Annotated in this window: 25 protein-coding genes; 6 read left to right on the top strand and 19 right to left on the bottom strand. The window is 71.2% G+C overall.

All coding sequences use genetic code 11. The annotated features are described in order from the left end of the window. The first annotated feature begins 56 nt into the window (after positions 1-56). Positions 57-944, top strand: a complete 888-nt coding sequence (locus tag RH864_RS15955; RefSeq protein ID WP_310518557.1) for an HhH-GPD family protein — start codon at positions 57-59, stop codon at positions 942-944. 133 nt (positions 945-1,077) lie between these two features. Here RH864_RS15955 and rbfA read toward each other — a convergent pair whose 3' ends face one another. From rbfA to RH864_RS15915, 8 genes are all read right to left on the bottom strand, one after another. After that, complete coding sequence (gene rbfA, locus RH864_RS15950; protein WP_310518556.1) at positions 1,078-1,584, bottom strand: 30S ribosome-binding factor RbfA; 507 nt, start codon at positions 1,582-1,584, stop codon at positions 1,078-1,080. 63 nt (positions 1,585-1,647) lie between these two features. Then, entirely contained in the window at positions 1,648-4,488 is a 2,841-nt protein-coding gene (gene infB, locus RH864_RS15945) for a translation initiation factor IF-2 (protein WP_310518555.1), read from the bottom strand. An 84-nt stretch (positions 4,489-4,572) separates the two neighbouring features. Next, positions 4,573-4,818, bottom strand: a complete 246-nt coding sequence (locus tag RH864_RS15940; RefSeq protein ID WP_310518554.1) for a YlxR family protein — start codon at positions 4,816-4,818, stop codon at positions 4,573-4,575. Between the two features lie 57 nt (positions 4,819-4,875). Further along, positions 4,876-5,874 carry a transcription termination factor NusA gene (gene nusA / locus RH864_RS15935; RefSeq protein ID WP_310518553.1) on the bottom strand — a complete coding sequence of 333 codons (999 nt, stop codon included), beginning with the start codon at positions 5,872-5,874 and terminating at the stop codon, positions 4,876-4,878. Between the two features lie 66 nt (positions 5,875-5,940). Beyond that, positions 5,941-7,707, bottom strand: coding sequence for a proline--tRNA ligase (locus RH864_RS15930; protein WP_310518552.1), 1,767 nt, complete (start codon positions 7,705-7,707; stop codon positions 5,941-5,943). Between the two features lie 61 nt (positions 7,708-7,768). Then, entirely contained in the window at positions 7,769-7,963 is a 195-nt protein-coding gene (locus tag RH864_RS15925; RefSeq protein WP_310518551.1) for a hypothetical protein, read from the bottom strand. A 23-nt stretch (positions 7,964-7,986) separates the two neighbouring features. Beyond that, on the bottom strand, positions 7,987-9,117 hold the full coding sequence (ispG, locus tag RH864_RS15920; protein WP_310518586.1) for a flavodoxin-dependent (E)-4-hydroxy-3-methylbut-2-enyl-diphosphate synthase: 1,131 nt from the start codon (positions 9,115-9,117) through the stop codon (positions 7,987-7,989). Positions 9,118-9,147: 30 nt separating this feature from the next. Then, positions 9,148-10,269: a YihY/virulence factor BrkB family protein gene (locus tag RH864_RS15915; protein ID WP_310518550.1), complete on the bottom strand. Its 1,122-nt coding sequence runs from the start codon at positions 10,267-10,269 to the stop codon at positions 9,148-9,150. Positions 10,270-10,475: 206 nt separating this feature from the next. On the opposite strand from RH864_RS15915, the gene RH864_RS15910 reads away from it, so the two are divergent. Next, on the top strand, positions 10,476-11,657 hold the full coding sequence (locus RH864_RS15910; protein ID WP_310518549.1) for an acetyl-CoA C-acetyltransferase: 1,182 nt from the start codon (positions 10,476-10,478) through the stop codon (positions 11,655-11,657). Here the strand turns inward: RH864_RS15910 and RH864_RS15905 are convergent, their stop codons facing one another. From RH864_RS15905 to RH864_RS15880, 6 genes are all read right to left on the bottom strand, one after another. Next, on the bottom strand, positions 11,658-11,975 hold the full coding sequence (locus tag RH864_RS15905; protein ID WP_310518548.1) for an SHOCT domain-containing protein: 318 nt from the start codon (positions 11,973-11,975) through the stop codon (positions 11,658-11,660). It abuts the gene before it with no gap. Between the two features lie 139 nt (positions 11,976-12,114). Beyond that, entirely contained in the window at positions 12,115-12,777 is a 663-nt protein-coding gene (locus RH864_RS15900; RefSeq protein ID WP_310518547.1) for a response regulator transcription factor, read from the bottom strand. Between the two features lie 10 nt (positions 12,778-12,787). Next, positions 12,788-13,945 carry a sensor histidine kinase gene (locus RH864_RS15895; protein ID WP_310518546.1) on the bottom strand — a complete coding sequence of 386 codons (1,158 nt, stop codon included), beginning with the start codon at positions 13,943-13,945 and terminating at the stop codon, positions 12,788-12,790. Positions 13,946-14,102: 157 nt separating this feature from the next. Further along, positions 14,103-15,428, bottom strand: a complete 1,326-nt coding sequence (locus RH864_RS15890) for a M50 family metallopeptidase (RefSeq protein WP_310518545.1) — start codon at positions 15,426-15,428, stop codon at positions 14,103-14,105. Positions 15,429-15,490: 62 nt separating this feature from the next. Continuing rightward, a complete protein-coding gene (gene dxr / locus RH864_RS15885) occupies positions 15,491-16,579 on the bottom strand; it encodes a 1-deoxy-D-xylulose-5-phosphate reductoisomerase (protein ID WP_310518544.1) in 1,089 nt (362 codons plus the stop codon). Positions 16,580-16,674: 95 nt separating this feature from the next. Beyond that, positions 16,675-17,307, bottom strand: a complete 633-nt coding sequence (locus tag RH864_RS15880) for a hypothetical protein (protein ID WP_310518543.1) — start codon at positions 17,305-17,307, stop codon at positions 16,675-16,677. 77 nt (positions 17,308-17,384) lie between these two features. On the opposite strand from RH864_RS15880, the gene RH864_RS15875 reads away from it, so the two are divergent. Beyond that, entirely contained in the window at positions 17,385-18,146 is a 762-nt protein-coding gene (locus RH864_RS15875) for a lysophospholipid acyltransferase family protein (RefSeq protein WP_310518542.1), read from the top strand. Positions 18,147-18,225: 79 nt separating this feature from the next. Beyond that, positions 18,226-19,134 carry a hypothetical protein gene (locus RH864_RS15870; protein WP_310518541.1) on the top strand — a complete coding sequence of 303 codons (909 nt, stop codon included), beginning with the start codon at positions 18,226-18,228 and terminating at the stop codon, positions 19,132-19,134. Between the two features lie 9 nt (positions 19,135-19,143). Here RH864_RS15870 and RH864_RS15865 read toward each other — a convergent pair whose 3' ends face one another. Next, complete coding sequence (locus RH864_RS15865; protein WP_310518540.1) at positions 19,144-19,620, bottom strand: OsmC family protein; 477 nt, start codon at positions 19,618-19,620, stop codon at positions 19,144-19,146. A gap of 103 nt (positions 19,621-19,723) precedes the next feature. On the opposite strand from RH864_RS15865, the gene gabT reads away from it, so the two are divergent. Together gabT and RH864_RS15855 are read left to right on the top strand one after the other, a co-directional pair. Further along, complete coding sequence (gene gabT / locus RH864_RS15860) at positions 19,724-21,103, top strand: 4-aminobutyrate--2-oxoglutarate transaminase (protein ID WP_310518539.1); 1,380 nt, start codon at positions 19,724-19,726, stop codon at positions 21,101-21,103. 3 nt (positions 21,104-21,106) lie between these two features. Continuing rightward, positions 21,107-22,096 (top strand): asparaginase, encoded by a 990-nt coding sequence (locus RH864_RS15855; protein ID WP_310518538.1) that lies wholly within the window; start codon positions 21,107-21,109, stop codon positions 22,094-22,096. Between the two features lie 56 nt (positions 22,097-22,152). On the opposite strand, the gene RH864_RS15850 is transcribed toward RH864_RS15855, so the two are convergent. The 4 genes from RH864_RS15850 to RH864_RS15835 all read right to left on the bottom strand — a co-directional run bounded on the left by RH864_RS15850 (position 22,153) and on the right by RH864_RS15835 (position 26,359). After that, on the bottom strand, positions 22,153-22,935 hold the full coding sequence (locus tag RH864_RS15850; RefSeq protein ID WP_310518585.1) for an ABC transporter permease: 783 nt from the start codon (positions 22,933-22,935) through the stop codon (positions 22,153-22,155). 113 nt (positions 22,936-23,048) lie between these two features. Then, a complete protein-coding gene (locus RH864_RS15845) occupies positions 23,049-23,960 on the bottom strand; it encodes an ABC transporter permease (protein WP_310518537.1) in 912 nt (303 codons plus the stop codon). 1 nt (position 23,961) lies between these two features. Next, the gene (locus RH864_RS15840) at positions 23,962-25,179 is read right to left on the bottom strand and encodes an ABC transporter ATP-binding protein (protein ID WP_310518584.1); all 1,218 of its coding nucleotides are present in this window, start codon (positions 25,177-25,179) and stop codon (positions 23,962-23,964) included. Positions 25,180-25,192: 13 nt separating this feature from the next. Next, positions 25,193-26,359: an ABC transporter substrate-binding protein gene (locus tag RH864_RS15835; protein WP_310518583.1), complete on the bottom strand. Its 1,167-nt coding sequence runs from the start codon at positions 26,357-26,359 to the stop codon at positions 25,193-25,195. Positions 26,360-26,502 lie beyond the last annotated feature (143 nt).

Genomic DNA, 26,502 nt, shown 5'->3' with positions numbered 1-26,502 from the left:
ACGCTACTCGCACGCCGGAACGCCCGCGCCGGCGCCGGTCGCCTACGCTGAGACGGATGCCTCCCCCATCCGCCGCGCGCTTCGCCGACGCCGTCGTCCGCTGGTTCGCGGGCGCGGCGAGGCCACTCCCCTGGCGGGCCGCGGACCTCTCGCCGTGGGCGGTGCTCGTGAGCGAGTTCATGCTGCAGCAGACCCAGGTCGCGCGCGTGCTCCCGCGGTTCGAGGCCTGGATGGCGCGCTGGCCCACCCCCGCCGACCTCGCGGCCGAGCCGCCGGCCGAGGCCGTCCGTGCGTGGGACCGGCTCGGCTACCCGCGCCGGGCGCTCTGGATGCACCGAGCCGCGACCGAGCTCGTCGAGCGGCACGGCGGCCAGGTGCCGCGCGACCTCGACGCCCTGCTCGCACTGCAGGGCGTCGGACCATACACCGCGCGCGCGGTCGCCGCGTTCGCATTCGGCGACCGCCACCCCGTCGTCGACACGAACACGCGGCGCGTGATCGCGAGAGCCGTCGAGGGGCGGGCCCGGGCCGGCGCGCCGTCGGCCGGGCGCGACCTGGCGGCCATGGAGGCGCTGCTGCCCGAGGACCGCGACGCGGCACACGCGTTCAACGCCGGAGCGATGGAGCTCGGCGCGACCGTCTGCACCGCACGCGCCCCGAAGTGCGAGGAGTGCCCGGTCGCGCAGCTGTGCGCCTGGCGAGCCGCGGGCTACCCCGAGGCATCCGGCCCCGGCCCGCGCCGTCAGGCGAGGTTCGAGGGCAGCGACCGGCAGGTGCGCGGCCTCGTCATGCGCGAGCTCCGCGCCGCGCACGGCGCGGTCTCGCGCGCCGAGCTCACGCCGCTCTGGGCTGACGTGGAACAGCTCGACCGCGCGATCCGCGGCCTGGTCGCCGACGGCCTCGCGGTCGTGGACGACGACGCGTACACCCTGCCCGAGACGTGACCCCCTCGCCGGTCGAGTAGCGCGCGAGGAACGAGCACGCGTATCGAGACCCCGTGACCCGATCCCGAGAGCCCCACGCCGGGTCTCGATACGCTCGCTGGCGCGTAGCTCACTCGACCAACGGAGGGGGCGATCAGCGAGGCCCGCCGGCCTCCGCGTCGTCTGAGAGATCGGATGCCTCGTCGTCGAGTGCGTCGTCGTCCGCGTCATCCTCATCGAGGTCGCGCGGCTTGACGTACGGGTCGGCGTCGCCGGCGTACTGCGCCGACTTCGCGAGATCCGCGCTCTCGGCGTCGCGCGTGCGCGCCTCGCGCAGCAGCGACTCGATGTGCTCGGCGTTCTCGGGGATCGCGTCCGCGATGAACTCGAGCGAGGGCGTGAGCCTCGACGTGAGGTTGCGGCCCACCTCGGTGCGGAGCATCCCGGTCGCCGCTTTCAGCGCAAGCGCCGAGTCGCGGCGCTCCTCATCGGTGCCGTACACGGTGTAGAACACCGAGGCGTGCTGCAGGTCACCGGTCACCCGCACGTCGGTGATCGTCACGAACCCCAGACGCGGGTCGCGCAGACCTTTGTCGAGTCGGCGCGCGACGATCTCCTTGATGCGGTCGGCCATCTTCCTGGCCCGCTGCGGATCGGCCATGCTTGAACTCCTTCCGGGGAGCAGAACGGGGGCGGCGGATCACCGCCACCCCCGTGCTGTGTCTTACGCGCGAGGCTTCTCGCGCATCTCGATCGTCTCGATCTCGTCACCGACCTGGATGTCGTTGTACTTGCCGAGGCCGATACCCGCCTCGAAGTCCGTCCGGACCTCGGTGACGTCGTCCTTGAACCGGCGAAGCGACTCGATCGCGAGGTTGTCGCCGACCACGACGCCGTCGCGGATAACGCGCGCCTTGGCGTTCCGCGTGATCGTTCCCGACCGCACGATGACACCCGCGATGTTGCCGAACTTCGAGGAGCGGAACACCTCGCGGATCTCGGCGACACCCGACTGGACCTCTTCGTACTCGGGCTTGAGCATGCCCTTGAGCGAGGCCTCGATGTCGTCGATCGCGTTGTAGATGACGTTGTAGAAGCGCACGTCGACACCCTCGCGGGCGGCACGCTCGCGCGCCTTCACATCGGGCCGGACGTTGAAGCCGATCACGATCGCGTTGTCGATCGTGGCCAGGTCGATGTCCGACTCGGTCACGGCACCCACACCACGGTGCAGGATGCGCAGCTGCACCGAGTCGTCGACCTCGATCTTCATGAGCGACTCCTCGAGCGCCTCAACGGCACCCGACACGTCGCCCTTGATGATGAGGTTGAGCGCCTCGACCTTGCCCTCTTCGAGCGCACGCGTGAAGTCCTCGAGCGAGATGCGCTTGCGGGCCTTCGCCAGCTGCGCGTTGCGCTCGGCGGCCTCGCGCTTCTCGGCGATCTGACGCGCGGTGCGGTCTTCCTCGGTGACGAGGAAGGTGTCACCCGCGCGCGGCACGCTCGACAGACCCTGCACCTGCACCGGACGCGACGGCGTCGCGGCCTTCACCGGGTCGCCGTTCTCGTCGCTCATCGCACGCACACGCCCATAGGCCGTGCCCGCGACGATCGCGTCGCCGACCTTGAGCGTGCCCGACTGGATGAGCACGGTCGCGACCGCGCCACGGCCCTTGTCGAGCTTCGCCTCGATCGCGACACCACGCGCGGCCTTGTCGGGGTTCGCGCGCAGGTCGAGCCCGGCGTCCGCGGTGAGCAGCACGGCGTCCAGCAGCTCCTGGATGCCGATGTTCTCGCGGGCCGAGACGTCGACGAACAGCACGTCGCCGCCGTACTCCTCGGCCACGAGGCCGAACTCGGTCAGCTGCTGACGCACCTTCGCCGGGTTGGCGTCGGGCTTATCGATCTTGTTGACCGCGACCACGATCGGCACGTTGGCCGACTGCGCGTGGTTCAGCGCCTCGATCGTCTGCGGCATGATGCCGTCGTCGGCCGCGACCACGAGGATCGCGATGTCGGTCACCTGCGCACCACGTGCACGCATGGCGGTGAACGCCTCGTGACCCGGGGTGTCGATGAAGGTGATCGCGCGGTCCAGCCCGTCGTGCTCGGTGTGCACCTGGTACGCACCGATGTGCTGGGTGATGCCGCCGGCCTCGCCCGCGACGACGTTCGCGTTGCGGATCGCGTCGAGCAGTCGCGTCTTACCGTGGTCGACGTGACCCATGACGGTCACGACCGGCGGACGCGCCTCGAGCACGTCGTCGCCCTCGTCCTCGAGCTCCTGGTCGAGGTCGATGTCGAAGCCCTCGAGCAGCTCGCGGTCCTCGTCCTCCGGCGAGACGACCTGGATCTTGTACCCCAGCTCGGCGCCCAGCACCTCGAACGTGGCCTCGTCGAGCGACTCGGTCGCGGTCGCCATCTCACCGAGGTGGAACAGCACCGTGACGAGCGAGCCCGGGTTGGCGTCGATCTTGTCTGCGAAGTCCGAGATCGAGGAGCCGCGACGCAGCCGAATGACCGTCTCGCCGTCGCCGCGGGGCACGCTCACCCCGCCGAGCGACGGAGCCTCCCGCATCTCGAACTCTGCCCGCTTCGTCCGCTTCGACTTGCGCGACTTGCTCTTGCCGCCACCGCGACCGAACGCACCGGCCGTGCCGCCGCCGGGGCCACGACCACGACCGCCGCCACCCGCGGGACGCGGGCCGCCGAAGCCGCCGCCGGGACGCTGGAAGCCGCCACCGGCACCGCCGGGACCGCCCGGACGGCCCGCGCCGCCCGGAGCACCGGGACGGAACCCGCCGGGACGCGGGGCTCCGGGACGCGGACCGCCGCCACCGGGGCGACCTGCGCCGCCGGGACGCGGGGCGCCCGGACGCGGAGCGCCGGGGCGGGGCGCCTGCGGCCGCGGGATGTTGCCGGGCGTCGGGCGCTGGCCCATGCCCTGCGAGCTCGCGAACGGGTTGTTGCCCGGGCGCGGCTGCGCGGGACGCTGGCCCATGCCCTGAGAGCTTGCGAAGGGGTTGTTGCCGGGGCGCGAGCCGCCGGGCTTGGGCCCGGGGCGCGGCGCGGCACCGGCCGGCTTCGGCGCGGCGGGCTTCACGGCGTCCGACGTGGGCGCGGAGCCCGAGTCGGGGCCGGCCTGCGTGTCGGAGGCCTGCGCCTGCTCGGCTTTCGCCTGCTCGGCCTGGGCCTTCTCGGCCTGGGCCTTCTCGGCCAGGGCCTTCTCGGCCTGGGCCTGGCGTTCGGCGACCGACATCGGTGCGTCGGCCGTCGGTGCGGCGTCATCGGCGGGCGCCGCGGCCTGGGGTCCCGGCTTCGGGCCGGGCTTCGGCGCTGCGGGACGGCTCGCGCCGGGCTTCGCCGCACCGTCGGCGGCGGGTGCCGCCTGGGTCTTCGCCCCTGACGCCTCGAGCGCGGCCTTCAGCCGGCGGGCGACGGGGGGTTCGATCGAGGATGACGGGCCCTTGACGTATTCGCCCATCTCCTTGAGCTTTTCGAGGGCGACCTTGCTGTCGACCCCGAGCTCAGACGCGATCTCGTGTACGCGTGGTTTCGCAGCCACTTCTCTCCTGTTCCGGGCCTGCGCCCGGACAGGGGCAGACCGTAGTTAGTCGGGTCTCATTTCGAGCCGCTCATGAGTAATCCATTAGCCGTTCAGCCTGTTCTCTACTCCATGGAAATCCAGCTCGCCCTGCGCACGGAGTGCGCGCCCGAAGGCGCGTCTCCGCTCGGCGAGCCGGAAGCACTCGAGCGTCGGATGCATCCACGCACCCCGCCCGGGAAGCACGGCCGACACATCGGTGACGACCTGGGATTCTCGGAGCACGACCCTCAGAAGTGAGGATCGCGGGGCACGCGCACGACAGCCGATGCACGTTCTGACGGGTTCCATCTTACACCTCTGGCGCGAGCACTCCGGGACAGCCGGGCTCCCGAGCGCCGCGACGGCTCACGCCTCGTCGAGCACCGAGTCGGGCTGGATGTCGATCTTCGCGCCCGTGAGCTTGGCCGCGAGCCGGGCGTTCTGCCCTTCCTTGCCGATCGCGAGGGACAGCTGGTAGTCGGGGACCAGCGCCCGGACCGCCTTCATCGACTCGTCGATCACGAACGCGCTGGTGACCTTCGCGGGCGACAGGGCCGACGCGACGAACGTCGCGAGGTCTTCGTTCCAGTCGACGATGTCGATCTTCTCGCTGCCGAGCTCGGAGGTCACCGCCCTGACGCGCTGGCCCAGCTCGCCGATGCACGCACCCTTGGCGTTCACGCCCGGCTGGTTGGCACGCACCGCGATCTTCGTGCGGTGGCCCGCCTCGCGCGCGAGCGAGACGATCTCCACGACGCCCGACGCGATCTCGGGCACCTCGAGCGCGAACAGCTTGCGCACGAGCGCCGGGTGCGTGCGCGACACCGTGATCGAGGGCCCCTTCGGACCCTTCGCGACGCTCGTCACGTACACGCGGATGCGCTGGCCGTGCGGGTACTCCTCGCCGGGCACCTGCTCCTCGGGCGGCAGGATCGCCTCGACCGTGCCGAGGTCGATGTGCACCATCCTGGGGTTCGGCCCCTGCTGGATGACGCCCGCGACGATGTCGCCCTCGCGCCCGCGGAACTCGCCGAGCACCGCGTCGTCCGCGAGGTCGCGGAGGCGCTGGTTGATGACCTGCTTGGCGGCGAACGCCGCGATGCGGCCGAAGTCGCTCGGGCTGTCCTCGACCTCGCCGATGACCTCGCCGTCTTCATCGTGCTCGGGCACGTAGACCGACACGTGCCCTGTCTTGCGGTCGAGGTGCGCACGCGCGCCGTTCGGGTTGGCGTGCCCGTGCTGGCCGGGGTTGGTGTGCTTGAGGTACGCCATGAGGATGGCCTGCTCGATGATCTGCACCAACTCGTCGAAGGGGATCTCCTTCTCGCGCTCCATCATCCGCAGCACGCTGAGGTCGATATCCATCCCCGGCCTCCCTTATTCAGCTCTCACGCCGCTGTCGATCATGCGGCAGATGTCTACGGTAGCCGATCAGCCGCGGAGTGCCGACCGCACGTCACCGATGGCCACCTGCGTGCGGTCGCCGCTCGCGCGGTCCCAGATCTCGACGACGCCGTCGGCGACGCCGCGGCCGGCGATCACGATCTTCGGCACGCCGATGAGCTCGGCGTCGGCGAACTTCACGCCGGGCGAGAGCTTCGGCCGGTCGTCGTAGAGCACGTCGAGCCCGGCCGCCTCGAGGTCGGCCACGATCCCCTCGGCGACGTCGAACACCGCGGCGTCCTTGCCGGTCGCGAGCACGTGCACGTCGAACGGGGCCACCGACGCCGGCCAGATGAGGCCCTTGTCGTCATTGTGCAGCTCGGCGATGATCGCGAGGATGCGCGTGACGCCGATGCCGTACGAGCCCATGGTCACGGTCGCGAGCTTGCCGTTCTCGTCGAGCACCTTGAGGCCCAGGGCTTCGGCGTACTTGCGACCGAGCTGGAAGACGTGCCCGATCTCCATGCCGCGCGCGAGCTCGACCGGGCCCGAGCCGTCGGGCGCGGGGTCGCCCGCGCGCACGTCGGCGGCCTCGATGGTGCCGTCGGCGACGAAGTCGCGGCCCGCGACCAGCCCGAACACGTGCTTCTCGTCGAGGTTCGCGCCCGTGATCCACTCGGTGCCGTCGACCACCCGGGGGTCGACGAGGTAGCGGATGCCCGTGGTCGACTCGGCCCCGAGCACGGGGCCCTCGGGCGACCACGGCCCGATGTACCCCTTCACGAGGCCCGGGTTGGCCGCGAAGTCGGCCTCAGTCGCCGGCTCGGCCTCTGCGGGCGCGAAGGCGACCTCGACGCGCTTCATCTCGACGTCGCGGTCGCCCGGCAGCGCGACGACGACGAGCTCGCGTGTGCCGTCGACGTGGGTGAGCGCGAGCACGACGTTCTTGAGCGTGTCGGCCGCGGTCCAGGCCCGGCCGTCCGGCCGGGGGTACTCGGCGTTCGCGAGGTCGACGAGCGTCGCGATGGTCGGCGTGTTCGGCGAGTCCAGGACGGTCGCCTCGGGCAGGCCGTCGAACGGGATCGGATCGGGCGCGACCGTCGTGAACGCCTCGACGTTCGCGGCGTATCCGCCCGCGGAGCGCACGAAGGTGTCCTCGCCGACGGGCGTGGGGTGCAGGAACTCCTCGGACTTCGACCCGCCCATGGCTCCCGCGTCGGCCTTGACGATGACGTAGTCGAGGCCGAGCCGCGTGAAGATGCGCTCGTACGCGTCGCGCTGCGCCTGGTACGACGCGTCGAGGCCCTCGTCGGAGACGTCGAACGAGTACGCGTCCTTCATCGTGAACTCGCGCCCGCGCAGCAGACCCGCGCGCGGCCGTGCCTCGTCGCGGTACTTGTCCTGGATCTGGTAGATCGTGAGCGGCAGGTCCTTGTACGACGAGTACAGGTCCTTCACGAGCAGGGTGAAGACCTCCTCGTGCGTGGGCGCGAGCAGGTAGTCGGACTCGCGGCGGTCCTGCAGCCGGAACAGGGCGTCGCCGTACTCGGTCCACCGGTTCGTGAGCTCGTACGGCTCACGCGGCAGCAGCGCCGGGAAGTGCACCTCGTGCGCGCCCGCCGCGGTCATCTCCTCACGGATGATCCGCTCGATCTTGCCCTTCACCCGGAGGCCGAGCGGCAGCCACGCGAAGATGCCCGGCGCCTGGCGCCGGATGTACCCGGCGCGGACGAGCAGCTTGTGGCTCGTCACCTCGGCGTCGGCGGGGTCTTCGCGGAGCGTGCGGAGGAAGAAGTTCGTCAGGCGTGTGGGCACCAGACGATTCTATGGCGCTCACGATCACGGGCGAACGGATGCCTCGGGCCCGGCGCCGGGCTCAGACGCCGTCGACGTCCTCTTCGTCCTGCATCGCGAACTCGCCGAGCTCGGCCTCCGCGGCGTCGGCCTCGGCGTCGTCGCCGCCCGCCAGCCCCTCGCGGCCGGTGCCCTCGCGGCCGGTGCCCTCGTCGAGCGTGCCCGTGCCGTCGGGATAGCCCGCCTCGTCGGGATACTCGTACTTCTCGTCGCTCATGGCGGCTCCCTTCGACGTGTCGATCAGGGGGTGAGGACCTGGGGGCTGCCGACCGGCGCGTCCACGCCCATCTCGTCGGCGATGCGGTTCGCCTCGGCGATGAGGGTCTCGACGATCTCGGACTCGGGCACGGTCTTGATGACCTCGCCCTTGACGAAGATCTGCCCCTTGCCGTTGCCGGACGCCACGCCGAGATCGGCCTCGCGTGCCTCGCCCGGACCGTTCACGACGCAGCCCATGACGGCGACGCGCAGCGGCACGGTCATGCCCTCGAGCCCGTCGGTGACGTCGTTCGCGAGCTTGTAGACGTCGACCTGCGCTCGGCCGCACGACGGGCACGACACGATCTCGAGCTTGCGCTCACGGAGGTTCAGCGACTGCAGGATCTGCAGGCCGACCTTCACCTCCTGCGCGGGCGGCGCCGAGAGCGAGACGCGGATGGTGTCGCCGATGCCCTCGCCGAGCAGGATGCCGAACGCGGTCGCGCTCTTGATGGTGCCCTGGAACTCGGGACCGGCCTCGGTCACGCCGAGGTGGAGCGGCCAGTCGCCGCGCTCGGCGAGGAGCCGGTACGCCTTGACCATGACGATCGGGTCGTTGTGCTTGACCGAGATCTTGAAGTCGTGGAAGTCGTGCTCCTCGAACAGGCTCGCCTCCCAGACGGCCGACTCGACGAGCGCCTCCGGGGTCGCCTTGCCGTACTTCTGCAGCAGGCGCGGGTCGAGCGAGCCCGCGTTGACGCCGATGCGCAGGCTCACACCTGCGGCCTTCGCGGCGGCGGCGATCTCGCCGACCTTGTCGTCGAACTTGCGGATGTTGCCGGGGTTCACGCGCACGGCGGCGCAGCCGGCGTCGATCGCCTGGAACACGTAGTTCGGCTGGAAGTGGATGTCGGCGATGACCGGGATCTGGCTCTTCTTCGCGATGATCGGCAGCGCCTCGGCGTCGTCGCGGCTGGGCACCGCGACGCGCACGATGTCGCACCCCGACGCCGTGAGCTCGGCGATCTGCTGCAGCGTCGCGTTGATGTTCGTGGTGGGCGTCGTGGTCATCGACTGCACGCTCACCGGGGCGTCGCCGCCCACGAGCACCTTGCCCACCTTGATCTGGCGGGACTTGCGTCGCGGCGCCAAGACCTCAGGGACTTTGGGCATTCCGAGATTCACTGCGGGCACGTCACGAGTCTACTTCCGGCTCGCTGGGCGATCGCCGTCGGTTCCGCGTTCGGCCTCGTGCTCGCCGGCGTGGGCCTCCCTGATCTGCCGGCCCAGCTCGAGGTCCTTCTGCTCCTGCTTCGCGGCCTTGTCGATCTTCCTGGTGTCCCGGGGCGGCAGCTGGATCCGTTCCTCGGCGGCGATGCCGGCCTCCAGCTCGCGCCCCCGTTCGAGCTCCGCCTCGAACTCGGCGCCGAACAGCAGCGCGCAGTTCGCGATCCAGAGCCACAGCAGGAACACGATGGCTCCGGCGAACGAGCCGTAGGTGCGGTCGTAGTTCGAGAAGTTCGCGACGTACAGCGCGAAGCCGGCTGACGCGATGACCAGGAGCAGGATCGCGATGACCGCCCCCACGCTGATCCAACGGAACTTGGGCTGCTTCGCGTTCGGCGTGGAGTGGTAGAGGATCGCGATGATGAGGATGACCACGATCGCGAGCACGGGCCACTTGGCGATCTCCCACACGATCTGGAAGGCCTCGCCGAGCCCGAGCGCCCCGCCGATGGCCCTCGTCACGGGGCCCGAGACGACGAGCAGCACGGCGACGAGCACGAGCAGGATGAGCGCGATCACGGTCACGAACAGCTGCACGGGGCGCAGCTTCCAGAACGGCCGCCCCTCCTCGATCTCGTAGATGCGGTTCATCGCCCGGCTGAACGCGCCGACATACCCGGAGGCCGACCAGATGGCGATGATGAGGCCCGTGAAGAACCCGAGCCCCGCGGCCGGCGACCCGCTGAACTGCTCGAGCGGCTCGCGGATCACCTCGACGGCCTCGCCCGGCGCCACCTGCTCGGCGATGCCGAGCAGCGCGTCGATCGCGCGTCCGCCCTGGCCGACCAGGGCGAGCAGCGAGGCGAACGCGAGCAGCCCGGGGAACAGCGCGAGCACGCCGAAGTAGGTGAGCGCCGCGGCGGAGTCCGTGCACTGGTCGTCGAGGAACTCCCTGAAGCTCTTCCGCGCGACGTACAGCCAGGAGCGTCTGGACAGCTCAGGCGGGCTCTGCGGCTTCCTGGCATCGTCCGGATCCGGCGCACCCGCCTTCCGATCCCCTTGGTCGGCGGATGCCTCGTGGTGTCGTGTCTCGGCCATGATCGCCTCCCGTCGTCGACGTGACTCATCGTCCGACCGACGGCCGCGGGCCGGCAGGGACTGGCGCTTCCGCGCGCGGCGTCGTACAGTGCCGGGCGCGTCTGCGGATCCAGCTCGGACAACTCGGTGAATCCGCCTTAACTGAACCGTAGACTGGTCGTGCAGACGCGCGCCTCCGGCGCGTCCCCGACGAAGGAGTCTGATCGATGCCCACCGAAGCCGTCATCATCGCCGGTGCCCGCACCCCGTTCGCCCGCATCAGCGGCAACCTCGCCGCGCGCACCGCGGCCGAGCTCGGCGCCGTCGCCATCCGCGCGGCCATCGAACGGGCCGGGATCTCGCCCGACGACGTCGACGCCGTGCTGATGGGGCAGGTGCTGCAGGCGGGCGCCGGCCAGAACCCGGCCAAGCAGTCGGCCGTCGCCGCCGGGATCCCGTGGCGCGTGCCCGCGACGACGGTCAACAAGGTCTGCCTCTCCGGGCTCGTCGCGATCACCGACGCGGCACGACTCATCCGGCTGGGCGAGGCCGACGTGGTCGTCGCGGGCGGGCAGGAGTCGATGACCAACGCACCGCACCTGCTGCCCGGCTCCCGGCGCGGCACGCCGTACGGCTCGGTCGAGCTCGTCGACCACGCCGCACTCGACGGCCTCACCGACGCGTTCGACCACGAGTCGATGGGCGCGTCGACCGAGCGCGTCAACGGCCGGTACGGCATCGAACGCGCCGAGCAGGACGAGATCGCCGCGGCCTCGCACGTGCGCGCGGGCGAGGCTCAGGCCGAGGGGCTGTTCGCGGACGAGATCGTGGCCGTCGAGATCCCGCAGCGCAAGGGCGACCCGGTCGTGGTCGACGCCGATCAGGGCGTCCGGCCCGACTCCACGGTCGAGGTGCTCGCGAAGCTCCGGCCGGCGTTCAGCGCGGACGGGACGATCACGGCGGGCAACTCCTCGCCGCTCTCCGACGGCGCCGCCGCGGTCGTCGTCGCGAGCCGGGCCTGGGCCGAGGAACGGAACCTGCCATGGCTCGCCGTGATCGGCGCATCCGGTCAGGTCGCCGGGCCCGACAACTCCCTGCACTCGCAGCCGTCGAACGCGATCGCTGCAGCGCTCGGACGCGAGGGCTGGCAGGCGGCCGATCTCGACCTGGTCGAGATCAACGAGGCGTTCGCCGCGGTCTCGCTGCAGTCGATGCGCGACCTCGATCTCGCGCGCGATCGCGTGAACATCCACGGCGGCGCCATCGCGCTCGGCCACCCGATCGGCGCCTCGGGCGCGCGTCTCGCCCTGCACGCCGCGCTCGAGCTCGCACGCCGCGGCAGCGGACGCGCGGCCGTGGCCCTGTGCGGCGGCGGCGGGCAGGGCGAGGCGCTGCTGCTGTCGCGCTAGTCAGGCGTTCGGACGGTTCGCACGCAGCACCTCGAGGCGGGCCCGGTACTCGACCTCGTCGATGTCGCCCTTTGCGAACCGCTCGGCGAGGGTCTGCTCGGCGCTCACGGCACCCGCGCGCGCCCACGGCGGACCGTAGGATCCGTCGCCGGCCCACGCCGCACGGCGCCAACGGCGCCCGAGGAACGCGAACAGCAGTGCGAACACCGCGATCCAGAACAGCGGGATCAGGAAGAACAGCCAGCCCCAGCCGGCGGCCCAGGGGCCGGCGACATGACTGGAGGCGAGCGTGGCTGACGTCGTCAGTTCGGTGAGCATGGCGGATCCTTCGTTCGTCGACCCGGCCGATCCGGCCGGTGCATCACAGCCTCGCGATCGGCGCACGCCGGCGAATCCGCCTACGGGAGACAGTTCGGATGCTCCTGGAGGAGCACCCCGACCGTGCGTCGCGGAGCGCTCACTGCCAGCCGGGCTGCACGAGCCCCGTCTCGTACGCGAGCACGACGAGCCGCACCCGGTCGCGTGCGCCGAGCTTCGTCATGATGCGCGAGACATGCGTCTTCGCGGTCAGCGGGCTCAGCACGAGCTCGCGCGCGATCTCCTCGTTCGTGAGCCCGAGGCCCACGAGCCGCAGCACCTCCCGCTCGCGCTCGGTGAGCACGTCGAGCGCGCGGGTGTCGGGCGCCTCGCGCAGCCCCGTCGCGAGCCGGTCGAGCAGACGCCTCGTGACGCCGGGCGACAGCAGTCCCTCACCCGCGGCGACCGCGCGAACGGCACGGACCAGGTCCTCGGGCTCGGTGTCCTTGACGAGGAATCCGCTCGCCCCGGCGCGCACCGCGCGTGCGACGTACTCGTCGAGCTCGAACGTCGTGACCACGACCACCCCGATCCCGGCGAGGGCGGGGTCCGCGGCGATCTGCTCGGTCGCCCACAGCCCGTCGCCGTCGGGCATCCGGATGTCCATGAGCACCACGTCGACGGGCTCGTCGCGCAGACGCCCGAGCAGCTCGACGCCGCCGGACGCCTCGACCGCGACGGTCACGTCGGGTTCGGCGTCGAGCAGCGCACGGAACCCGGCCCGCACGAGGTGCTGATCGTCGGCGAGCGCGACCCGGATCACGCGACGCCCATCAGAGGTGGCTCCACGGCAACCGCGCGACGACCCGCGTGCCTCCGCCAGGCCGTTCGGAGATCTCGACCTCGCCGCCGAGCAGCGCCGCGCGCTCGCGCATGCCCAGGACGCCGCGGCCCTCGGTCAGGTCGGTGTCGGCCGTGCCGGCCGGGCCGCGGCCGTCGTCGTCGACGGTGAGCGCGAGCGTTTCGCCGTCGCGCTCGACGCGCACGAGGCCGTGACTCGCCTCGGCGTGTCGCACTATGTTGGTGAGCGCCTCCTGCGCGATGCGATATGCGGCGAACTGCACCGCCCGAGCCGGGCGCTCGGTGAGCCGGTCGTCGAGCTCGAGCTCGAGGCCCGGAGCCCGTGCACCGTCGACGAGCCGCGGCAGTTGCGCGAGCTCGGCCTGCGGCGAGAGCGGCGCCTCGCCCTCGCGGATGACGCCGAGCACGCTGCGCACCTCCTCGAGCGCATCCTTCGAGCTCGCCTTGATGACGCTGAGCGCGGTGCGCGCCTGCTCGGGATCGCGATCCATGAGGTGCAGTCCGACACTCGCCTGCACGTGGATCTGCGACAGCGCGTGTCCGATGACATCATGCAGCTCGCGCGCGATCCGCACGCGTTCCTGCTGCTCGGCTCGCTGTCGCCGCTGCTGCGACTCGACGCGATACGCCGCGAGCCGGGCCCGCCGGACCCGCACGAACCAGCCGATGCCCACGCAGACGGCGAGTGCCGCGGTCGTGACCGCGATCCGGAACGGATGCCAGTCGAGGCCCGCGAGCGTGCCGCCCACGAGCGCGGCGATCCAGGCCGCGCCGACCGAGACGCCCGTCCAGACGAGCGCGCCGCGCGCCACACCGGACACGATCGCGAACGCGAGCGCGATGAACGGCGGCCCGGCGTCGGGGGTCAGCAGCAGATCGGCGAGCGCGAGCGCGGCGACCACCGCGACGGTCGGCCCCGGAGCACGGCGAGCACCGAGCAGGACGAGCGCGCCCGCGACGGCGAGTGCGACCTGCAGCGCGGCCGCCCACGCGGGCGCCGCGGTCCAGACCGCGATCCCGATCGCCGCAGGCACCTGGACGAGGAAGCTGACGACGACCGGGACGAGCAGCGTGACCGCCGGCGGCGGTCCCCACGCCGGCCGGGCGTCCGGCGCGGCGGAGGCGGGCATGGCCCGATGGTATCCCCGGCGTGCGGGTGCGGCATCGGCGCCACGGAGGCGGCGGCCGTACTCCACGCGGAGTACGCGGGCCTGCCCGGGCCGTACCCGGCCCGTCGTCTGGGAGCCCCTGACGCGGGATCGCGGCGCACGCCTCATGCCGGGCCCATCAGAAGAGCGCGACCGGCTTGACGAGGTCGGCGTAGATCAGCAGGGCGCTCATGGCCCCGAGCAGGATCACCACGCCGAACGTGACCGGCATGAATCTCGCGAGATCGACCGGGCCTGGATCCGGACGCCGGAACAGTCTCGCGAACCCGCGGCGGACGGCCTCGAACAGCGCGCTCGCGATGTGGCCGCCGTCGAGCGGCAGCAGCGGGATGAGGTTGAAGACGAACAGCGCGATGTTCAGGGCACCGAGGATGCCGACCATGAACGCGGCCTTGTCGACGATCGGCAGCTCGGCCGTCGCCGCCACTTCGCCCGCAGCGCGGCCCACGCCCACGACGCTCATGGGGCCGTTCGGGTCGCGTTCGCCCGGACCGAACGCCGCGTTCGCGACGTCGATCATGCGCTGGGGCAGGTTGATCACGATGCCGACGACCCCCGCGGTCTGCTCGCCGACCGCCGGCAGCACCTCGGTGACCGGCTGCGGCACGCGCGCGATCATCGCCTCGATGCCCACGAACCCGGCTTCCACGTAGCGCGGGGTGCCCGAGGCATCCGTCACGACCTCACCGTCCGCGTCGAGCGCGTAGCGCTCGCTGACCATGGGCGTGACCGTCAGCTCGACGGGTTCGCCGTCGCGCTCGACGACGAGCGCGAGCTCGTCACCCGGGTGCTCGCGGATGATCGCGGTCGACTGGGCCCACGACTCCACCGGCGTGCCGTCGATCGAGAGGATGCGGTCGCCCGGCTCGACGCCCGCCGCCGCACCCGGCGCGGCCGGGTCGCCCGGCTCGCACGTCTGGCGCTGGCTGTTCGCGGGCAGCGCGCACTCGGACACCGCGCCGACGGTGGTCGTCGCCTGCGGCACGCCTATGCCCATGATCAGGATGGCGAAGAAGATCACGCCGAGCACGAGGTTCATGAACGGCCCGCCGAACATGATGACGATGCGCTTCCAGACGGGCAGCCGGTAGAACGCGCGGGCCTCGTCGCCCGGGCCGATGGACTCGGTGCTCGAATCGCGGGCGTCCTGCACGAGCCCGCGGAAGAAGCCCGTGCTGTCTTCGTGCACGCGCTCGCCCTTCGCGGGCGGGAACATCCCGATCATCGCGATGTATCCGCCGAGCGGCAGCGCCTTCACGCCGTACTCGGTCTCGCCGCCGCGCCGCGACCAGATGGTCTTGCCGAACCCGATCATGTACTGCGTCACCTTGACGCCGAACAGTTTCGCGGGAACCAGGTGCCCGACCTCGTGCAGGGCGATCGAGATCGCGAGGCCGAGGGCGATGACGACGACGCCGATCACGAAGGCGAGCACGGATTCCACCAGATGAGCGTACTGCCGGAGTCTTGGTGCGGGCTTTCCGCCGGCTGGGAGCTCGCCGGTGCCTACGCCCGGGCGGCGATGCGCGCCTGCGAGGCGCGGCGAGCGGACGCCTCGGCGGCCGCGAGCGTCTCGGTCGTGAGCTCGCCGGTCGCGGACTCGTGGGCGTCGACCACCGCCCGCACGGTGTCGACGATGCCCGTGAACCTGAGCCGGCCGTCGTGGAACGCGGCGACCGCCTCCTCGTTCGCGGCGTTGTACACGGCCGGGTACTCTCCCCCGGCGCGGCCCACCTGCTTCGCGAGCGCCACCGCGGGGAACGCCGTCTCGTCGAGCGGCTCGAACGTCCACGCCTGGGCCTTGGTCCAGTCGAGCGGGCGCCCGACGCCGCCGACGCGGTGCGGCCAGTCGAGCGCGAGCGAGATGGGCAGCCGCATATCGGGCGGCGAGGCCTGCGCGATCGTCGACCCGTCGATGAACTCCACCATCGAGTGCACGATCGACTGCGGGTGCACGACGACGTCGATGCGGTCGTAGTCCACATCGAAGAGCAGATGCGCCTCGATCACCTCGAGGCCCTTGTTCACGAGCGTCGCCGAGTTCGTCGTGACGACGAGGCCCATGTCCCAGGTGGGGTGCGCGAGCGCCTGGGCCGGCGTGACCCCGGCGAGCTCGTCGCGCGTGCGGCCTCGGAACGGTCCGCCCGACGCCGTGAGCACGAGTCGGCGCACCTCGGTGGCCGCTCCTCCGCGCAATGCCTGCGCGATCGCGGAGTGCTCGGAGTCCACGGGCACGATCTGCCCGGGCCGGGCCAGCCGCGTCACGAGGTCTCCCCCGACGATCAGCGACTCCTTGTTGGCGAGCGCGAGCGTCGCGCCGCGTTCGAGCGTCGCGAGCGTCGGCCCGAGACCGACCGAGCCCGTGATGCCGTTCAGGACGACGTCGGCGTCGACGTCGCGCACCAGCTGCTCGGCCTCCGCGATGCCGACGGCGACGTCGTCGACGCCGAACTCGGCCGCCTGCGCGGCGAGCTCGTCGTGATTGCGGCCCACCGCGAGGCCGACCACCTCGAACCGACGCGGGTTCGCCCGGATGACGTCGAGCGCCTGCGTGCCGATGGAGCCGGTCGAGCCCAGGATGATGACGCGCTTCACCCGACCCACTGTACGGCGCGCGTCAGGTGCGTGGCGCGTCAGGTGCGTGGCGCGTCAGGTGTGTGGCGCGCCGGTGCAGCCGCCCGCCGCCGGCGTCAGCCGAGCAGGGCCACCGCGGCCGCGATGCCGTCGACGCCCGGCACGTCGTGCACCGTGACGGACCGCCAGCCGGCGCCGAGCTCCGGAACGGCGCGGGCGAGCCGAACCTCGGCACCGTCGACGAGCGGTGCGAGCTCGATGCGAGACGGTTCCAGGAAGGTGCGGTGCCCGAGCGCCCTCGCGAGCGCGGCCTTCCGCACCCACATCGTGGCGCGGAGCCGGTCGCGCGCCGCGCCCGTGGCCGCGTCGAGCCTCGCGAGCTCGCCGGCGTGGAACGTCGCCTCGTCGATGGTGCGCCCCGCGGGCCCCGCGGGCTCGACGGCGACGCCGAGCGGATGCCTCGTGCCGGTGGCCGCGACCACGATGCCGTCGGCCGCGGCGACGTCGGCGTACCAGCGCGTGCCGGAGGGCGGCGTCGGGTACTCCACCGTCGGCGTGCCGTGCCGCGCCCCGCACTCGGCGCAACGCCTCAGCAGCTCCACGTCGTCGTCGGGCACGCCCGAGACGAGTGCGATCAGTCGCCGCAGCACCTGCTCGGGCCCCTGCGCGTGCCGGTCGCCCGTCACCCGGGCGATCGTGACCCCCGCGTCCTCGATCGTCCACGTCTGCTCACCCGGCGTGGCCTGCATGCGTGTCATCCTGCCATCGGCCGTCGCTGCGCCGCGATATTCCCGGCGCCGCATATCCACGGGCCTAACGTCGGTACGTGACTTCGCCCTCGTCCGACGCCGTGCCCGCGGGGCCGAACACCGCGGGACCGGTGTACCGCATCATCCGCGGCATTCTCAGGCCGCTCGTCCTGCTGGTCTACCGGCCGAAGATCCTCGGGTCCGAGCACGTGCCCCGGCACGGCGCCGTCATCTTCGCCTCGAACCATCTGTCGTTCGTCGACAGCATCGTGATCCCGCTCGCAGCTCCTCGACCCGTGCAGTTCCTCGCGAAGTCCCATTACTTCACGGGCCGCGGCTTCAGCGGCTGGGTGTCGCGCACGTTCTTCGGCGCGATCGGCGCCGTGTCCGTCGAGCGCGGCGCCGGCTCGCAGGCCCAGGAGGCCCTCGACCAGGGCCGCCGGATCCTCGAGGCCGGAAGCGCCTTCGCCCTCTACCCCGAAGGCACCCGGTCGCTCGACGGCCGGCTCTATCGTGGCCGCACGGGCGTCGCATGGCTCGCGCTGACCACGGGGGCCACGGTCGTGCCGGTCGGGCTCGTCGGCACCCAGGAGATCCAGCCCGTCGGCTCGAGCCTCCCGCGGATCAGGCCGGTGACCGTACGCTTCGGCCCCGCGCTGGATCTCGCCCATCACGGGCCCGCCACGTCCGGCCGCGCGCGCCGCGCGGCGACCGACGAGATCATGTCGGCGATCCACGAGCTCACCGGGCAGGAGCTCGCCGGAACCTACAACGAAGCGCCGCCCCAGGGCACGCTCGCGCGCATCGCTGACCGGATCGTCCCGCACGAGCGACTCTGATCCGCGGCCGGCGGTCCGCGGGGTCCTGCCGTCTCGATTCCCAGCCCGGCGTGGGCCGGTCGCGATAGCGTCGTCCACGATGAGATCTCCGCTGCCCGCCGTGCTCGCGATCGCGGCCCTGCTCCTCGCCGGCTGCGCGCCGGCCACGACGCCGGCCCCGAGCGCGCCGGCGACGGCCGCCGACGCCGTCGAACCGCCGACGTCGACGTTCGACGCGGGCTACATCGTGAGCGACGACAGCTTCTACGACAGCACGGCCATGAGCGAGCGCGAGATCCAGGCCTTCTTCGAGTCGGTGTCCTGCCGTGCCGACGCCGGCGTGCGCTGCCTCGCCGACTACCGGGAGACGACCGAGACCCAGCCCGCGGCCGGCCCGGGGCACTGCACCGAATACCGTGGCGCTGCGGGTGAGCGCGCGAGCCGGATCGTCGAGCGCGTGGCCGAGGCGTGCCGGGTGAGCCCGCGCACCCTGATCGTGCTCCTGCAGAAGGAGCAGTCGCTGCTCACGCGCCCCACCGAGCGCGGCTATCTGCGGGCCACCGGGTACGGCTGCCCCGACTCGGCCGACTGCGACGAGGACTATTTCGGGTTCTTCAACCAGGTGTACCACGCGGCCTGGCAGTTCCGGCAGTACTCCGAGGTGCCCGAGCGCACCTACCGGGTCGGCACTGTCGACGTGCAGTTCCACCCCGACCCCGCGTGCGGCACCGAGCCGGTCGCGATCAGGAATCAGGCCACGGCCAACCTGTACAACTACACGCCGTACCAGCCCAGCCCGGCGACGCTCGAGCATCCCGACACCGGCGACGGATGCTCCGCCTTCGGCAATCTCAACTTCTGGCGGATCTGGCACCGCTGGTTCGGTGACCCGACCGCCGAGCGGTACCCGGGATTCCTGCCCCCGTGCACGCGGCTCATCGGCGGCGACGCGTGCCCCGAAACCCCGGTGACGATCCCCAGCGCACCCGCCGATCGCTCCGCCCTGTAGGCGCACAGCTCACTCGACCAGCGAGACCGGCTCGTGCCTGACGGGGAACGCGACCGACGAGTTGATGAAGCACAGCTCGGCGGCCTCGGCGTGCAACGCCTGCGCACGCTCGATCATCGACGCGTCCGACACGACCACGCGCGGCCGGAGCACGGCCTCGACGATCGCGCCCCCGCCGCGGCCGTCCTCGCGAAGCAGCGCGGTGGGCGAGTCGGTGTACGCGCGGACGACGACGCCGCTCCGGGAGGCGGCGTAGAGGAAGGACATCAGGTGGCAGTCGGCGAGTGCCGCGAGCAGCAGCTCTTCGGGGTTCCACCGTTCGCGGTCGCCGTGGAACACGCGATCGGCGCTGCCCTGCAGCTCGTGCAGCTTGCCCTCGGCACGCACGACATGTGTACGACGGTAGCTGCGCGGACCGGTCGTGCCCGCCCCCTGGTCGCCCGTCCACTCGACCTCGATGGCATAGCCGTGTTCGCCGAGTCGCATGCGCAGATCCCTCCGGTCGGTCGTGTCCTTCGATTCTGCCGGTCCGGCGCGCTCCTGCCGGCCCCCTCGGCCGGAGCATCCGGAAAGCTAAGCTGGGGACACCATGACTGACACCATCGACGCCGACGCCAACGCTGCGTCCGCACCGGTCTACACGGTTCCGCAGGAGCGCAAGATCGTCACCGCCGTCCCCGGCCCGAAGTCGCACGAGCTGCACGGACGGCGCAAGGCCGTCGTCTCCGAGGGGGTGTCCAGCGCGCTGCCCGTCTACATCGCGCGCGCGAACGGCGCGATCCTCGTCGACGTCGACGGCAACCAGTTCATCGACTTCGGCGCCGGCATCGGGGTCACCACGGTCGGCCACACCGAGGAGCGCGTGGTCGAGGCCGCGGCCTCGCAGCTGCAGGACGTGATCCACACGCTGTTCACGATCACGCCGTACGAGGAGTACGTGCGCGTCGCCGAGCTGCTCGCCGAACGGACGCCCGGGACCTGGGCGAAGAAGACCGTGCTCGTGAACTCGGGCGCCGAGGCGGTCGAGAACGGCGTGAAGATCGCCCGCAAGCACACGGGTCGCCGGGCGGTCGCGGTGCTCGACCACGCCTACCACGGGCGCACGAACCTCACGATGGCGATGAACTACAAGGCCCACCCCTACGCCACGGGGTTCGGGCCGTTCGCCGGCGACGTGTACCACGCGCCGAACTCGTACCCGTACCGCGACGGCCTCAGCGGCGGCGATGCCGCGGCGCGCACGATCGCCTACCTCGAGAAGGTCGTGGGTGCCGCGGACCTTGCGTGCCTCGTCGTCGAACCGATCCAGGGCGAGGGCGGGTTCATCGTGCCCGCCGACGGATTCCTGCCGATCCTGCAGAACTGGTGCAGCGAGCACGGCGTGGTCATGATCGCCGACGAGATCCAGTCGGGCATGGCCCGAACCGGCACGTTCTTCGCGAGCGAGCAGTTCGACTGGGAGCCCGACCTCGTGCTCACCGCGAAGGGCATCGCGGGCGGCCTTCCGCTCGCCGCGGTCACCGGTCGCGCGGAGATCATGGACGCCTCGCAGCCGGGCGGTCTCGGCGGCACGTTCGGCGGCAACCCCGTCGCGTGCGCGGCCGCCGTGGCGGTGTTCGAGTCGATCGAGCAGAACCGGCTCCTCGCCGAGGCGCAGCGCATCGAGGGCACGCTGAAGGCCGGCCTCGCACGCCTCGCCGAACGCTACGACGTCATCGGCGACATCCGCGGCCGGGGCGCGATGGTAGCGATCGAACTCGTCCAGCCGGGCACCGGCGCGTCGACCAAGCAGCCCTACCCCGAGGCGGTGGCCTCGCTCATCGCGTTCGCCGCCGAGCGCGGCGTGCTGTTCCTCAACGCCGGCACGTATGGCAACGTGCTGCGGTTCCTGCCGAGCCTCGCCGTCACCGATGCCCTCATCGACGACGCGCTGCAGGTGCTCGACGACGGCTTCGCGGCCCTCGGCTGAGCCGTGGCCGAGACCTTCACCGTCACGAACGCCGCCGAACTCGCCGTGGTCGAACGAAACGGATTCGTCGAGTCCCGCCATGCGGGCTCGGCCGTCGTGCTCACCCCCGAGGGTGAGCTCGCGCGCGAACTGGGCGACGTCCGCTCGCCGATCTTCCCGCGCTCCACCCTGAAGCCGTTCCAGGCCCTCGCGTCGATGACGTCGGGCGCGCCGCTCCGCGGCGAGGACGCCGCGATCGCGACCGCGAGCCACTCGGGCACGGCCGCGCACGTCGCCCTCGTCCGGGGCCTGCTCGACCGCGCCTCGGTCCCCGTCGAGGCGCTCGGCTGCCCGGCGGCGATGCCGCTCGACCGCGCGGCCCGCGAGCAGGTCATCCGCGCAGGCGGCTCACCCTCTGCGGTCTACATGGAATGCTCGGGCAAGCACGCCGCCATGCTCGCGGCGAGTGCCGCGAACGGCTGGCCGCTGCCGGGGTACCTCGAACCCGACCACCCGATGCAGCGCAAGGTGCTCGACGTGCTCGAGCGCTTCACGGGCGAACGTCCCGTCGCGAGCGGCGTCGACGGGTGCGGCGCCCCCGTGCACGCGATCAGCCTCGTGGGCCTCGCCCGCGGCATCCAGAAGATCACGACCGCGCAGCAGACCTCGCCGTTCGCGCTCTACCGCGAGGCCGCCGCGCTCACCGACGCCGTGCGCACGCACGCGTGGGCCGCGGGCGGCCCCGGCCGCCCCGACACCGTCGCGATCGAGCGGCTCGGGGTCTTCGCCAAGATCGGCGCCGAAGGGGTCATGGTGATGACCGCCCCGAACGGCACCACCGTCGCCGTCAAGGTCCTCGACGGCAGCGCCCGCGCGACCGCGATCGTCGCGCTGCGGCTGCTCGCCCGCGAGGGCGCCCTCGAGCACGCGGCCATCGACGCGGTGCAGGCCGAGCTCGACCTCTGGGTCATGGGCGGCGACCAGCCGGTCGGCGAGGTCCGTGCGACGGTCTGAGCGAGCGGATGCCTCGGGCACACGTGGTGCCCGAGGCATCCGCCGGTTCGCGCCCGTCAGCCGAGCCTCGCGAGGCGTTTCGCGCGCGCCGCGCGCGAGACCTGTGCGACGATCACCAGCACGATCGCGAACAGGAACACCGCCGAGGCGATCACGTTGGCCTCGGCCGGGATGCCGCGCGACGCCGAGATGTACACGTACTTCGGGAACGTGGTCACCGAACCCGAGTTGAAGTTCGTGATGATGAAGTCGTCGAAGCTCAGCGCGAACGCGAGCAGCGCGGCCGCGAGGATGCCCGGCAGCAGCAGCGGGAACGTGATCTTCCAGAACACCTGCGCGGGCGAGCCGTACAGGTCGCGGCCCGCCTCCTCGAGCGCCGGATCGAGACTCGCGACGCGGGCCTTGACCGTAACGACGACGAAGCTGATGCAGAACATGGTGTGCGCGAGGATGATCGTGGTCATGTCCTTCGGCACCCCGACCGCGAGGAACTGCGCCGCGAGCCCGGCACCGAGCACCACCTCGGGCGTGGCCATCGGCAGGAAGAGCAGCAGGCTGATCGAGGATCGCGCCCGGAAGCGGTACCTGACGAGCGCGATCGCGATCATCGTGCCGAGCACGGTCGCGATCACGGTCGCCGTGAGCCCGATGACGATGCTGTTGCCGAACGCCTGACAGACCGCGCCGCCCTCGACGTTGCACACGTTCAGCCACTTGTCGAGCGTGAAGCCGCGCCAGGCGATGTTCGACTTGATCGAGTCGTTGAACGAGAACACGAACGTGTACACGATCGGGATCAGCAGGAACACGAACGCGATGACCGCGTAGGCCGGGAGCAGCCAGTCACCGAGTCCGAGGCGCCCCGCGCGCACTCGGCGCGGCGGCCGGCGGTCGTCGAGCTGCTCGTTCTCGGCCAGCCCGCCGAGCACGGCCGCGGCCTGCACCTCACCGCTCACAGCAGGTCCTCCGTTCCCGAGCGTTTCACGTAGACGCCGACCAGCACGAGGATCGCGGCCATCAGGATGATCGACAGCGCGGCGGCCGCGGGGTAGTTCAGCAGCACGAGGAAGTTCGCCTCGATGACGTTGCCCATCATCTGCGTGTCGGGACCGCCGAGGAAGTCACGGCTGGCGTTGATGTAGTCGCCCGCCGCCGGGATGAAGGTCAGCAGCGTTCCCGCGACGATGCCCGGCATCGACAGCGGCACGGTCACCTTGCGGAACACCTGGAACGGGTTCGCGTAGAGGTCGGCCCCCGCCTCGAGGTACCGCACGTCGAGCCGCTCGAGCGTCGTGTACAGCGGCAGCACCATGAACGGGATGAAGTTGTACGTCAGGCCGAAGATGACCGCGAACGGCGTCCCGGTGAAGTGCGCGTCGGGTGCGAGCAGCGACAGCGCCTTCAACGACGTCACGATGAACGACTCGTCCGAGAGGAGCTGCTTCCACGCGAGCGTGCGGAGCAGGAAGCTGATGAAGAACGGGGCGATCACGAGCACGAGCATGAGGCTCTGCAGCAGCGGCCAGCGTCGCGCCTTCACGCCGATGAAGTACGCGAGCGGGTAGCTGAACAGCAAGGCGAACACCGTGGCCGCGAGCGCGTAGCCGAACGAGCGCAGGATGTGCGGCCAGTACTCGTTCACCACCGTCACGTAGTTCTGCCAGTTGAACGCGTAGTCGTAGACCCCGATGTCGCCGAACTCGTTCGGCGCCTGCAGGCTCGTGAGCAGCAACGAGATCAGCGGTGTGAGGAAGAACAGCACCAGGTAGGCGATGCCGGGCAGCAGGAGCAACAGCGCGATCCGGCTGCGCTTCTTGGGCGCCTGCGGTTGCGCCTCGGCCGTCGCGAATGCAGCGAAGGCCATCTCAGCGGTCTCCGAGCTCCGTGACGAGGTCTTCGCGGTGCTGGGCCGCGATCGAGCTCGTCGAGTCGTCGGCGGCGAACCGGCCGCCGGGGACCTGTTCGTCCGCGAGCCCGAACCCGTGCGCGATCTCCCAGCTCAGCCACACCTCCGCGCCGAGCGCGGCCACCGGGCCGTACCCGACGTTCTGCGCGAAGACCATCAGGGTGCCGATCCCCGGCACGTCGACCAGGTACTGGGTGCTCACACCCGAGAAGGACACGTCGACGACCCGGCCGGGGCCGAGCGTGTTGCGACCGGCGGTGCCGGCCCCGTCGGGCCCTCCCGGAGCCTCCACGTGCAGCACGACCTTCTCGGGACGTACGCCGACCGTGACCGTGCCCCGGTGACGCTCCGCGCGCCCGGTCGGCACCGTGATCGCGTGGCCGCCGGCGTCGATCGTGAAGGCGGCATCGGTGCCGCCCGTGACCGGTCCGGTGAAGAGGTTCGACTGCCCGAGGAAGTTCGCCACGAACACCGTGCGCGGCAACTCGTACAGCTCCTCGGGCGCACCCATCTGCTCGATCGCGCCCTTGTTCATGACCGCGACCGTGTCGGCCATCGTCATGGCCTCCTCCTGGTCGTGCGTCACGTGCAGGAAGGTCAGCCCGACCTCTTCCTGGATGCCCTTCAACTCGAGCTGCATCTGGCGGCGCAGCTTCAGGTCGAGCGCGCCGAGAGGTTCGTCGAGGAGCAGCAGCGCCGGCCGGTTCACGATCGCGCGCGCGAGCGCGACCCGCTGCTGCTGACCGCCCGAGAGCTGTTGCGGCCGTCGCTGCGCGAGGTGATCGAGCTCGACGAGCTTCAGGGCCTCGTGCGCCCGGGTCATCGCGTCCCCGATCCGGCGGCGCTTGAGCCCGAACGCGACGTTCTCGACGATCGTCATGTGCGGAAAGAGCGCATAGCTCTGGAAGACCGTGTTCACGGGGCGCTCATGCGCTTTGGTGTCGGTGACGTCGCGGCCGCCGATGAGGATGCGGCCCTTCGTGGGCTCCTCGAGACCCGCGACGAGCCGCAGCGTCGTGGTCTTGCCGCAGCCCGACGGGCCGAGGAGCGCGAAGAACGAGCCCGCCGGGATCGTGAGATCGAGCTGCTCGATCGCGGTGAACCCCGGGAACCGCTTCTGAATGCCCGAGAGCTCGAGGTCAGCGCCCCGCTCGGAGAACTCGCGTACTGCCGCCATCATGCTCCCCGGCTCACGAACCGAGCAGGATGCTCTGGAACGCGGCCTGATACTTCTGCTCCTCGGCCCCGGTGAGCGACCGGAAGATGTGCGCGCGCGACAGCGTCTCCTCGTCGGGGAAGATGAGCTGGTTCTCGGCGAGCTCGGGATCGATCGCCGTCGCGGCCTCCTTCGCGCCGACGACAGGGGTGATGTAGTTCACCCACGCCGCGACCTCGGCCGCGACCTCGGGCTCGTAGTAGTAGTTGATGAGCGTCTCGGCGTTGGTCTTGCGACTCGAGCCGATCGGCACGAGGAAGTTGTCGTTCCAGAGGGTGGCGCCGGCCGACGGGATCGCGAACTCCCATTGGTCGCCGGCCTCGGCGTTGATGACCGTGATGTCGCCCGACCAGCAGATCGCGGCGAGCGTGTCGCCGCTCTTGAGGTCCTCGAGGTAGGAATTGCCCTTGATGTTGCGGACCTGCCCAGACTCGACCTGCTCCCTCAGCACATCGTTCGCCGCCTCGAACTCGGCGTCGCCCCAGTCACCCGAGATGTCGACGCCGTTCTGCAGCATGAGCAGGCCGATCGTGTCGCGCATCTCCGAGAGCACGCCGACGCGGCCCTTGAACTCGGGGTTCCAGAGGTCCTCGACCGACTCGAGTCCTCCGGGGATCGCCGCCTTGTTCCAGCAGATGCCGGCGAAACCGCCCTGCCAGGGCACGGACATCTCGCGGCCGGGGTCGAAGTCGGGGTCCTGGAGCGCGGGCGCGAGGTTGGCGAGGTTCGGGATGTTGGCGTGGTCGAGCGCTTGCGTGTACCCGAGGCGGATCCACCGGCTGACCATCCAGTCCGTGAGGCACACGGTGTCGGCGCCGATGTCCTGGCCGAGCGCGAGCTGGTCCTTCACCTTGCCGTAGTAGGTGTTGTTGTCGTCGACCGCGACCTCGTAGTTCACCTCGATGCCGGTCTCTTCGGTGAACCGGGTGAGCGTGGGGTAGTCGCCGTTGTCGTCCTCGTCGATGTATGCGGCCCAGTTGGCCCAGTTCAGGGTCTTGTCGGTGGCCGACTCATCGGCCGCGGCCGTCGGTTTCGCCTGCCCGCCGCCCGTGGAACACGCCGCGAGTGCGAGCGCGGATGCGCCGACGCCGGCCCCCGTGAGCAGCGTGCGCCGGCTCAGCTGAGCCCGGCGGGCCTGCATGACGAGGGAACGGACGATCGGGTCTTCGGGGAGGGGGCGACGTGTGGTCACGGGAACTCCAATCGAGTGCGCGTCACTGCGGGTGGCTAGATACTTCCACATTGGGCGCCGCAATTCACCGATCGATATCCGAATCGTTAATT

The sequence above is a fragment of the Agromyces aerolatus genome (assembly GCF_031432255.1).
GTDB lineage: Bacteria > Actinomycetota > Actinomycetes > Actinomycetales > Microbacteriaceae > Agromyces.
The sequence above is the reverse complement of the archived record's forward strand: the minus strand, read 5'-3'. Positions and strand labels throughout refer to the sequence as shown.